The organism is Planktotalea frisia (assembly GCF_001890925.1).
Taxonomy (GTDB): domain Bacteria; phylum Pseudomonadota; class Alphaproteobacteria; order Rhodobacterales; family Rhodobacteraceae; genus Planktotalea; species Planktotalea frisia.
Map to the genome: position 1 here is coordinate 1 of NZ_MLCB01000015.1, position 9,455 is coordinate 9,455.

Sequence of the window (9,455 nt, forward strand, 5' to 3'; positions counted from 1 at the left end):
CTAGACCGCACGGCGCGCATAACGGCCAGACCCCTTACGAAGCTCTCAGAGACAACCTACAGTAGCCGCGCAAGTGTCCCGCGGGTCTGTCTAGGCTACACCGCAGCGATTGGGAAAAGGGTGATAAGCGCGAGTGTTGAGATTTTCATGTTTTTAGCCTTTTTTTAAGTTTTAAGCGACGTCGATGTCGACAGTGCGCAAGTAGGGGCGAATTTCGTCGAAACCCTGTGGGAATTTCACATGCGCCTCTGCATTGGAAACAGAGGGCAGGATAATCGCGCGATCACCGGGCCGCCAATCAGCAGGCAGGGCAACACCTTTGACGTCTCCTGTTTGGAGTGCATCAATCACACGGATGATTTCATCGAAGTTACGACCAACGCTCATCGGGTATGTCATGGACAAGCGCAGCTTTTTGTCTGGATCAATGATAAAGACCGAGCGGACAGCAGCAGTCGCAGACTCACCTGGGTGGATCATCTCGTAGAGAGCTGCGATTTTGCAATCAGGATCGGCTACGATTGGGAAACGCAGTGTCGTGTTTTGCGTATCGTTTACGTCTTCAATCCACTTCAGATGTTCTTCGGTGGTATCCGTGCTGAGGCCAATCGGCTTTACGCCGCGTTTAGCAAACTCAGATGCGAGTTGTGATGTGCGGCCCATCTCCGTGGTGCATACAGGCGTGAAGTCAGCGGGGTGGCTGAAAAAGAATGCCCACTCATTTGCTATCCAGTCATGAAACGAGATTGGCCCTGTCGTCGTGTCTGCATTGAAGTCTGGAACGATGTCCCCAAGTAGCAATGTCATTTTAGTCTCCTGTTTTCTGCAAACAGATCTAGTCGGCGTAACAGTTGGGTTCAGTGACAATGTCACTGTTCGCGCATAAAGATATAATTTATATGTAACTTAAATTTGGGAGACTTTATGAAACTTACATCCTACACAAATTTTGCAATGCGTGCTTTGCAATTGGCAGCCTTGAAAGCGCCTGATTTGATACGTGTTGATGATGTCGTACGAGTCCACGGCTTGGCGCGTCCTCATGTTGTGAAAATCGTTCATGAACTGGGTCAAGCGGGGTACATAACAACACAACGCGGACGGGGGGGCGGCTTTCGCCTAGCACGACATGCTCAAGACATTGTTGTGGGTGACGTGGTTCGCCTGACTGAGGGCTCGCTTGACTTGGTTGAATGTTTTAATCCAGCGAGCAATACGTGCCCACTCATCGGTATCTGTAAACTATCTAAAGCTTTGCAAGACGCCACGCGTGCCTTCATGGCGGTACTCGATGATCTGACTCTTGCTGACATCGCATCGAATCGCAGTGATTTGTTGGCCCGGATTGCACCATTGGAAGACGGAATAATAGCCCCGATGAGGAAAGCAAAATGAACGTTTTAGACTGGACTGAGCGTTTCAAAGGGACCGCTGCTTTGCCACAGGATGTGCGTACTCGCTTGAACAAAGCGGCGCGTATTGTGCGAATGAAAAAGGGCGATCAAGTGTTCGGCCCAATGAACATTCCAGATAGCTTGTTCTTTCTGTATGATGGACGCATACGAGTTTCGCAGACTTCTGATGCAGGGCGCGAGATCGTTTTATATCGCATTGATGCTGGTGAAAGCTGCGTTCTCACGACGGCCTGTATGCTAGCGGAAGAAGCCTACAATGCAGAAGGTATTGCCGAATCCGACGTGACAGTGGTGAGCTTACCCAAGCACGCCTTTGACCGCTTGTCCGCGGAAGAGGATACGTTTCGCAATTTCGTCTTTGCCGCCTATTCGCGCCGGTTGATCGATTTGTTGCGTGTCGTAGATGATGTCGCCTTTGGCCGGATTGATGTGCGCTTGGCAGAGCGCTTGTTGATACTTGGCGACGGATTAAAAGAAGTTCGAGCAACTCACCAAGATCTGGCCAGTGAGCTTGGGACAGCCCGCGAGGTGATTTCACGGGTCTTGAACGATTTTCAGAAACGCGAACTCATAGAGCAATCTCGGGGCTTGATCACATTCAAGGATAAAGCCGCACTCAGTGCGATTGCGGACTCCGCGTGATAAATTTCATGTTTCTTACGGTTAGGTGACAATGTCACCGACCTACGCGACAAGAACTTATATCTAGATCTCAAGTTATGATTCAGGAGATCACCATGAAAACCAATGTAGGAACAATCGACCGTATCTTACGCACTGCGCTCGGCATCGTGCTGCTTTATCTTGCCTTCTTTAGTGGCATGCAATTCTTTGCAGCTGCTCCGCTCTTCAAATACGGCGCCGCCGCTGTTGGGCTTGTTATGCTTGCGACCTCTTCACTGAAAATGTGCCCAATTTATTCTATCTTGGGTCTCAAGACCTGCAAGGATTGCTGAAATGGAAACCATGTTCACACCATTCGCGTCCTTTGGTGGCGGTTTGCTGATCGGCCTTGGCGCTGTTCTTCTAATGCTTGGGCTAGGCCGTATTCTTGGGGCAACCGGCATCATGTCTGGCCTTGTCTTTGCGGACAGCCGAGATGAATTTTCGTGGCGCGCTGCGATGGTTGTTGGGATGATTTTGGCACCTGGCTTAATCTTTTTGGTTACAGGTGCGATGCCGGAATTGTCTGTTCCTGTAAGCCCTTGGATGATTGTGATTGGTGGCGTTATTGTGGGATTTGGCGCAAGCCTTGGCTCTGGATGCACGTCAGGTCACGGCGTGTGCGGACTATCTCGCCTTTCTGTGCGCTCAATCGTTGCTGTGCCGACGTTCATGTTCACAGCAGCAATCACCGTATACCTCATCCGCCACGTGTTTGGAGCATAAGACTATGAAACTGATTTTTGCCCTTTTTACTGGCCTCGTATTTGGTGTCGGCATCGCGATTTCTGGGATGATGAATCCTGCGAAAGTTTTCAACTTCTTTGATATTGCAGGAACCTGGGATCCTAGCCTTGCCTTCGTTATGGGTGGCGCTGTGATTTTGACCCTCATTGGGTATCGTTTGGTTTGGCGTCGTAACGCACCGCTCTTTGAAAGCCGTTTCCAAATTCCAATATCAAGTGCAATCGATGCACGTCTTGTGGCTGGGTCCGCAATCTTCGGGATCGGCTGGGGTATCGCAGGCTTCTGCCCGGGCGCTGCAATCCCAGCACTTGGAACGGGTCGTTGGGAAGTCGTGTTGTTCTTGGCAGCCGTTACCGCAGGGTTTTATGCAAGACGGCTTGTCGCTTCGTCACAACCCACAACAAAGGCTGCATAGTCATGGCACAAGGTTCAAAACGAAACATTCTATTGGTTGTCGGCGCTCTAGTCTTAGCAGGTGCTGCCGGGGCGGGGGGCATGTATTTCATGTCGTCTGGCCATACAATGGCGCGTCATCACGGTGCTGGCATGGAGCATGATGAAGTAAACATGCCCGGTCTGCGCGGTGAAAACGCGACAGCAGAGGAAAGTGCTGAGCTCGCGCTTATGTTTCGCAAGTTTGATACGATCACGCGAGAAGTAGAGAACCTGCCAGATGGCATTCGCACTGTAACAAACTCCTCAGACCCTGAAGTTATGGACGCTTTGGTGAGCCATTCAGTTGGAATGATTGATCGTGTTGGCCAGTTAGATGACCCTAAAATTTTGATCCAAAGCCCGACGTTGGACATCTTCTTTGTACGCGGGAAAGACATCGTTTCTGATGTCTCCGTTGAGGATGAAGGACTTGTCGTTATCCAGACGTCAGACAATCCAAAAGTTGTAGCGGCATTGCAAGAACATGCAGCTGAAGTGACGGCAATGGCTGATCGTGGAATGCAAGCTGTACACGAAATGATGGCGGCCGAAGGTCGCTCGCACGGACACTAATTTTAAGCTGGAGAAATAGGCATGGCTTACACTGAAAAATTCCAAACGCTTGCCGATCAAGCGCAAGCAAAAGTCAAACCCGTCCAAGCAGCGGACGTTGACACGCTGCTTGCGCAAGGGGCCGTCGTCTTGGATATCCGCGACAAAGAAGAACATGATGCTGGGCATATTTCGGGTTCTATGAATATCAGCCGTGGCAAGCTTGAGATGAATGTTGAAGGAGCGCTTCCGTCCTTGGACACAAAGATATTGTGCTATTGCAATGCCAACAATCGGGGTGCGCTTTCGGCAGCTGCCCTGAAGGAAATGGGCTATGAAAACGCCCACTATATCGCAGGTGGCTTGAACGCATATCGCAAGCTGCAATCCGCAGCTTAGATTCAAAAAACATCAAGTTAGTTCAATCGCGTTGGCGATGTGAATACCGACCGGAGAACATGAAATGACGTCTTATCCAGTAAACATGGACATCACCCCTGAAGTCGAAGCCTTCTTTGACGAGCCTACCAATACAATCAGCTATGTTGTGAAAGACCCGACTTCTGATTCATGTGCTATTATCGACAGCGTGATGGATCTAGATTATGCTGCAGGTCGAATTACGCATGTCAGCGCTGATCGGATGATTGACTTCGTTATTCATCACGGCCTTAAGCTTGAGTGGATCATTGAAACCCATGTCCACGCCGATCACTTAAGTGCTGCCCCCTACATTCAGCAAGAATTGGGTGGCAAGATCGGTGTCGGCGAAGGCATCATGGTCATTCAAGAAACCTTCGGTAAGATTTTCAACGAAGGTACAGAGTTCCAGCGCGATGGATCACAATTTGATGCGCTGTTCAAAGACGGTGACACATACAGCATCGGAAATATGCAGGCCTTTGCGATGTTTACGCCCGGCCACACACCTGCGTGCATGGTACACGTCATGGGCAACGTAGCCTTTGCAGGTGACACATTGTTTATGCCTGATGGTGGCTCCGCGCGTGCCGATTTCCCTGGTGGGGACGCGGGTGTTCTTTACGACTCTATTATGAGCGTTCTAAGCCTGCCGGACGAAATGCGTTTGTTTATGTGTCACGACTACGGCCCGAATGGTCGCACGATTGCTTGGGAAACCTCAGTTGCTGAACAAAAGGCAAGCAATATCCATGTTGGCGGTGACAAAACGAAAGAAGACTTCGTGAAGTTTCGCACTGAGCGGGATGCGCAATTGGCGATGCCAAAGCTGATTATCCCGTCTTTGCAGGTAAACATGCGTGCAGGTGAAGTGCCGACGGATGAAGACGGAAACCCAATGCTCAAAGTGCCGGTTAACGGTCTGTAAAATAGGATAAAACCATGGAAATCAAAAAAATTACAGACAAGGTATCGGTTTCACCACAGATCACCGCGAGTGACATCTCTGAGATCAAAGAGGCTGGCTATCGAGCCATCATTTGTAACCGTCCAGACGGCGAAGGTTCTGATCAACCGAGTTTCGAAGAAATCGAGAAAGCTGCAAAAAAGGCAGGTCTCGTTGCAGCTTACCTTCCTGTAGAAACAGGGATGGTGACAGACGAAAATGTCGTTGAATTTGGAAATATTGTTAAAGACCTTCCTCGCCCAGTGTTGGGATATTGTCGCTCGGGGACACGGTCCGCGACGCTTTGGTCTTTGCATGAAGCGCAAAAACGACCTTTGCCTGAAATCCTCGCGGCCACAAAAGCGGCTGGTTATGATATGAATGGTGTGGCTCGCCGCGTTGCCAACGGTGGCAAAACACCGACGCAGTCGGGTGATGCAAAATTCGACATCGTCATCGTCGGCGGTGGAGCAGGGGGCATTGCAACAGCTTCAAGCTTGCTTGCGCGCAAGTCTAGCCTGTCGATCGCGATTATCGACCCTTCGGATGTGCATTACTACCAGCCTGGCTGGACGATGGTTGGCGGCGGCGTGTTTGAAGCCAGTGAAACCGCGAAGACAATGGGATCGCTAATTCCACGGGGCGTCAAATGGATCAAAGCTGCGGTGTCAGCTTTTGAACCCAAAAACAACGCTGTGATCCTTGAGGGGTGTACTGTCGTCACCTATGATCGACTTGTCGTTTCGCCTGGTCTGAAACTCGATTGGGGCGCAATTGAAGGTCTCGAAGAAACGCTGGGCCGTAATGGTGTTACGTCCAATTACCGCTATGATCTTGCGCCTTATACTTGGCAACTTGTTCAGGAATTGAAAGAAGGTCGCGCGCTCTTTACGCAGCCTCCAATGCCAATCAAGTGTGCCGGCGCCCCTCAAAAGGCAATGTATCTTTCTGGCGATGCTTGGTTCCGAAATGGCGCGCTCAAAGACATCGATATTCAATTCATGAATGCAGGTGGCTTGTTGTTTGGGGTTAAGGAATATGTGCCCGCCTTGATGAAATACGTCGAAAAGTACGATGCAACTTTGAACTTCTTCAATACGCTTACGGCTGTTGACGGGGCCGCGAAGAAAGCGACTTTCAAGGTGGCTAAACCCGATTCAGAACCAACTGAAATCACCGTCGATTTCGACATGATGCATGTGTGCCCACCCCAAGTTGCACCGGACTTTATTCGCGTCTCTCCTTTAGCAGATGTCGCTGGATGGGTAGATGTCGACCAGGCGACTTTGCGTCATAAGACCTTTGATAACATCTGGTCGCTCGGTGATGTGATGAATGCGCCAAACGCAAAAACCATGGCCGCCGCACGTAAACAAGCACCGACTGTTGCTGAAAATATAGTGGCCGACATCAAAGGCGGCTCACCAGTTGCACAATATGACGGTTATGGCTCTTGCCCGCTTACTGTTGAGCGCGGCAAAATCGTTATGGCAGAATTTGGATATGGTGGTGCGCTAAAGCCAAGCTTCCCATCGTTTATTTTGGATGGAACAAAACCAAGCCGCGCGGCTTGGTTCCTGAAAGAAAAGTTGCTTCCGCCGATTTATTGGCAAGCCATGCTCAAGGGTAAAGAGTGGATGGCGAAGCCGGAAGAAATCAAAGTTGCGGCGCAGTAAGCTAAAGCCTTGATCATTGCCGCAGAGCATCTGGCTGTCCCTGTCTAGATGGTCTGCGGCTTTTAGATTGCTCACGACCCTCCGCTATCACGCCGAGCCGTTACCATTGGACACTCCACCATGAAAATCCTCCGCCAATATCTCCCGATCCTTGATTGGGGCAGTCGTTATGACCGTAATGCTTTGTCAAATGACATGATTGCGGCTGTGATTGTGACCATCATGTTGATCCCGCAGTCTTTGGCCTACGCGCTATTGGCGGGACTCCCACCCGAAGCTGGCATCTATGCGTCTATCGCCCCGATCGTGCTGTATGCGATATTCGGTACCAGTCGTGCTTTGGCTGTTGGGCCCGTTGCTGTTGTGTCGCTTTTAACCGCTTCAGCGGTTGGTCAAGTGGCCGAAACGGGGACAGCTGGATATGCTATCGCGGCGTTGACATTGGCCTTTCTCTCGGGCGGTTTCTTGGTGCTCCTTGGCATTTTCCGTCTAGGCTTTCTAGCGAACTTCCTTAGCCATCCAGTGATCGCGGGCTTTATCACAGCATCCGGGATCTTGATCGCGACCAGTCAGCTAAAACACATCTTGGGTGTAAACGCGCATGGCCACACTTTGCCGCAAATGCTTGGGTCGATCTTCGAGCACCTAGGTCAAATCAACTGGATCACTGTTGTCATTGGGGTCGCAGCAACAAGTTTCTTGTTCTGGGTGCGCAAAAACCTAAAGCCATTGCTGAAGAAAATGGGGCTTTCGCCTCTCATGGCGGACATTTTGACCAAAGCGGGACCCGTTGCTGCGGTCGTTGCGACGACTGTCGCTGTTTGGCTTTTTGGCCTTCAAGATCGTGGCGTAAAAACTGTTGGCGACGTCCCACAAAGCCTACCGCCTTTGACAATGCCAAGCCTGTCGCCTGATCTTGTTTGGTCACTATTGGTGCCCGCGATTCTTATTTCTGTCATTGGTTTCGTCGAAAGCATTTCAGTGGCACAAACCCTTGCCGCTAAAAAGCGCCAACAAATTGACCCTAACCAAGAGCTGATTGGCCTTGGTGCTGCTAACCTAGGCGCTGCATTTACAGGGGGCTTTCCTGTGACCGGGGGATTTTCCCGTTCTGTCGTCAACTTTGATGCTGGTTCACAAACACCTGCGGCAGGTATTTATACTGCGATTGGCCTTGCGATTGCGGCGTTGTTTCTGACGCCCTTGGTCTTCTTCTTGCCAAAAGCGACACTCGCTGCGACCATCATTGTTGCTGTTCTTAGCCTCGTTGATCTCTCCATTCTAAAGAAAACTTGGGGCTACAATCGAGATGATTTCGCAGCGGTTCTGGCAACCATCGTTCTGACTTTGGGACTTGGTGTTGAAATTGGTGTCGGAAGTGGAGTTGCTATTTCGATCTTGCTTCATCTTTACAAAACGTCGCGCCCACATGTGGCCGAGGTAGGTTTGGTTCCAGGTAGCGAGCATTTCCGTAATATTCACCGTCACGAAGTGGAAACTGATCCTACACTTTTGACCCTTCGCGTCGATGAAAGCCTGTACTTTATCAATGCTCGTTTCTTACAAGATCTCATCCAAGAACGTGTGACTGAAGGTACGACTATTAAGAATGTCGTCTTGATGTTCTCAGCAGTGAATGAGGTGGATTATTCCGCGCTTGAAAGCCTCGAAGCAATCAACTTGCGTCTCAAAGACTTGGGCGTTGGGTTTCACCTATCCGAAGTGAAAGGGCCTGTGATGGATCGTCTCAATACGTCCCATCTGCTCCACAATCTGAACGGAGAAATCTATCTGTCGCAATATGATGCGGCGCAGGCTCTCACTCCTAAAAGAAAGAACGACTGATTGAACGCGATTTGTGGTGAATTCTATTCAGCTTGGCCTGACATCACGTAAACGTGTCACCAGATCGAGCTAAATGCCAAAATGCATTTACTTTTGTTGCTGAACTATCAGTTTCGTTTGATAGGGAGGATTAACCCATTCCACGCTTGTGAAGAGGCTATTCTATGATCCGCATTCTAATTTTTTCGTTCATAATTGCTGTGTTCGCTGGTCATGCCAGTGCTGCACCACGAATTATTTCGGCACCTGAGGCTGCGAACGCTGTGAATAGCGACATGATACTAATTGATATTCGTAGTCCCGGAGAATGGGCCGAGACAGGGGTCGCAGAAGGTGCGGTTGCGCTGACCATGCACAGCCCAGACTTTCCTCGCAAGATAAGCGCAGTCTTGAAAGGCCAACATGGCAAATCTATTGCTCTTATTTGCGCGACGGGTGGTCGTACAGGCTATGTCGTTTCTCTGCTTTCCAAAGACGGGTTCAAAGGCGTTATCGATGTTTCTGAGGGAATGGTCGGAAATGAACTTGGGCCGGGTTGGATTGCGCGAGGTCTCCCGTTGGTATCTGCAAATTAAGCAAAAGAAGCTTATCAAAAGTTGATCCTGTCACGCTAGGGAAACTACCCGAAGGATGGAACCTTAAAGGAACAATGGCCGCTATGATACGCCAACTCGCTCACAATAGTTTTGAGCCGAGAGATCTGAAGTGGTCCGGCAAAACTGGACAGCGTGCTAAGATGTATCCAACCTTGAAGAC

At 50.1% G+C, this 9,455-nt stretch carries 12 protein-coding genes; 11 read left to right on the top strand and 1 reads right to left on the bottom strand.

Annotation, left to right across the window (positions count from 1 at the left end; genetic code table 11):
• Positions 1 to 171: 171 nt before the first annotated feature.
• Positions 172 to 807 (bottom strand): peroxiredoxin, encoded by a 636-nt coding sequence (locus tag PFRI_RS00925; RefSeq protein WP_072628893.1) that lies wholly within the window; start codon positions 805 to 807, stop codon positions 172 to 174.
• A 117-nt stretch (positions 808 to 924) separates the two neighbouring features.
• Between PFRI_RS00925 and PFRI_RS00930 the strand changes: the two genes are divergently transcribed.
• From PFRI_RS00930 to PFRI_RS00980, 11 genes are all read left to right on the top strand, one after another.
• The gene (locus PFRI_RS00930) at positions 925 to 1,395 is read left to right on the top strand and encodes an Rrf2 family transcriptional regulator (RefSeq protein ID WP_072628894.1); all 471 of its coding nucleotides are present in this window, start codon (positions 925 to 927) and stop codon (positions 1,393 to 1,395) included.
• Positions 1,392 to 2,057, top strand: coding sequence for a Crp/Fnr family transcriptional regulator (locus PFRI_RS00935; protein ID WP_072628895.1), 666 nt, complete (start codon positions 1,392 to 1,394; stop codon positions 2,055 to 2,057). The genes PFRI_RS00930 and PFRI_RS00935 overlap by 4 nt, the downstream gene beginning before the upstream one ends.
• A 95-nt stretch (positions 2,058 to 2,152) precedes the next feature.
• Positions 2,153 to 2,371 (top strand): YgaP family membrane protein, encoded by a 219-nt coding sequence (locus PFRI_RS00940; RefSeq protein ID WP_072628903.1) that lies wholly within the window; start codon positions 2,153 to 2,155, stop codon positions 2,369 to 2,371.
• Between the two features lies 1 nt (position 2,372).
• Complete coding sequence (locus tag PFRI_RS00945) at positions 2,373 to 2,804, top strand: YeeE/YedE family protein (RefSeq protein ID WP_072628896.1); 432 nt, start codon at positions 2,373 to 2,375, stop codon at positions 2,802 to 2,804.
• A 4-nt stretch (positions 2,805 to 2,808) separates the two neighbouring features.
• Entirely contained in the window at positions 2,809 to 3,240 is a 432-nt protein-coding gene (locus tag PFRI_RS00950; protein ID WP_072628897.1) for a DUF6691 family protein, read from the top strand.
• Between the two features lie 2 nt (positions 3,241 to 3,242).
• Positions 3,243 to 3,833: a hypothetical protein gene (locus PFRI_RS00955; RefSeq protein WP_245812200.1), complete on the top strand. Its 591-nt coding sequence runs from the start codon at positions 3,243 to 3,245 to the stop codon at positions 3,831 to 3,833.
• 21 nt (positions 3,834 to 3,854) lie between these two features.
• A complete protein-coding gene (locus PFRI_RS00960; RefSeq protein WP_072628898.1) occupies positions 3,855 to 4,211 on the top strand; it encodes a rhodanese-like domain-containing protein in 357 nt (118 codons plus the stop codon).
• 64 nt (positions 4,212 to 4,275) lie between these two features.
• The gene (locus tag PFRI_RS00965) at positions 4,276 to 5,160 is read left to right on the top strand and encodes an MBL fold metallo-hydrolase (protein ID WP_072628899.1); all 885 of its coding nucleotides are present in this window, start codon (positions 4,276 to 4,278) and stop codon (positions 5,158 to 5,160) included.
• 14 nt (positions 5,161 to 5,174) lie between these two features.
• Positions 5,175 to 6,854 (top strand): bifunctional protein tyrosine phosphatase family protein/NAD(P)/FAD-dependent oxidoreductase, encoded by a 1,680-nt coding sequence (locus PFRI_RS00970; RefSeq protein ID WP_072628900.1) that lies wholly within the window; start codon positions 5,175 to 5,177, stop codon positions 6,852 to 6,854.
• A gap of 120 nt (positions 6,855 to 6,974) precedes the next feature.
• On the top strand, positions 6,975 to 8,699 hold the full coding sequence (locus PFRI_RS00975; RefSeq protein ID WP_072628901.1) for a SulP family inorganic anion transporter: 1,725 nt from the start codon (positions 6,975 to 6,977) through the stop codon (positions 8,697 to 8,699).
• Between the two features lie 164 nt (positions 8,700 to 8,863).
• Positions 8,864 to 9,274 carry a rhodanese-like domain-containing protein gene (locus tag PFRI_RS00980; RefSeq protein WP_072628902.1) on the top strand — a complete coding sequence of 137 codons (411 nt, stop codon included), beginning with the start codon at positions 8,864 to 8,866 and terminating at the stop codon, positions 9,272 to 9,274.
• The last annotated feature ends 181 nt before the right edge of the window (positions 9,275 to 9,455 follow it).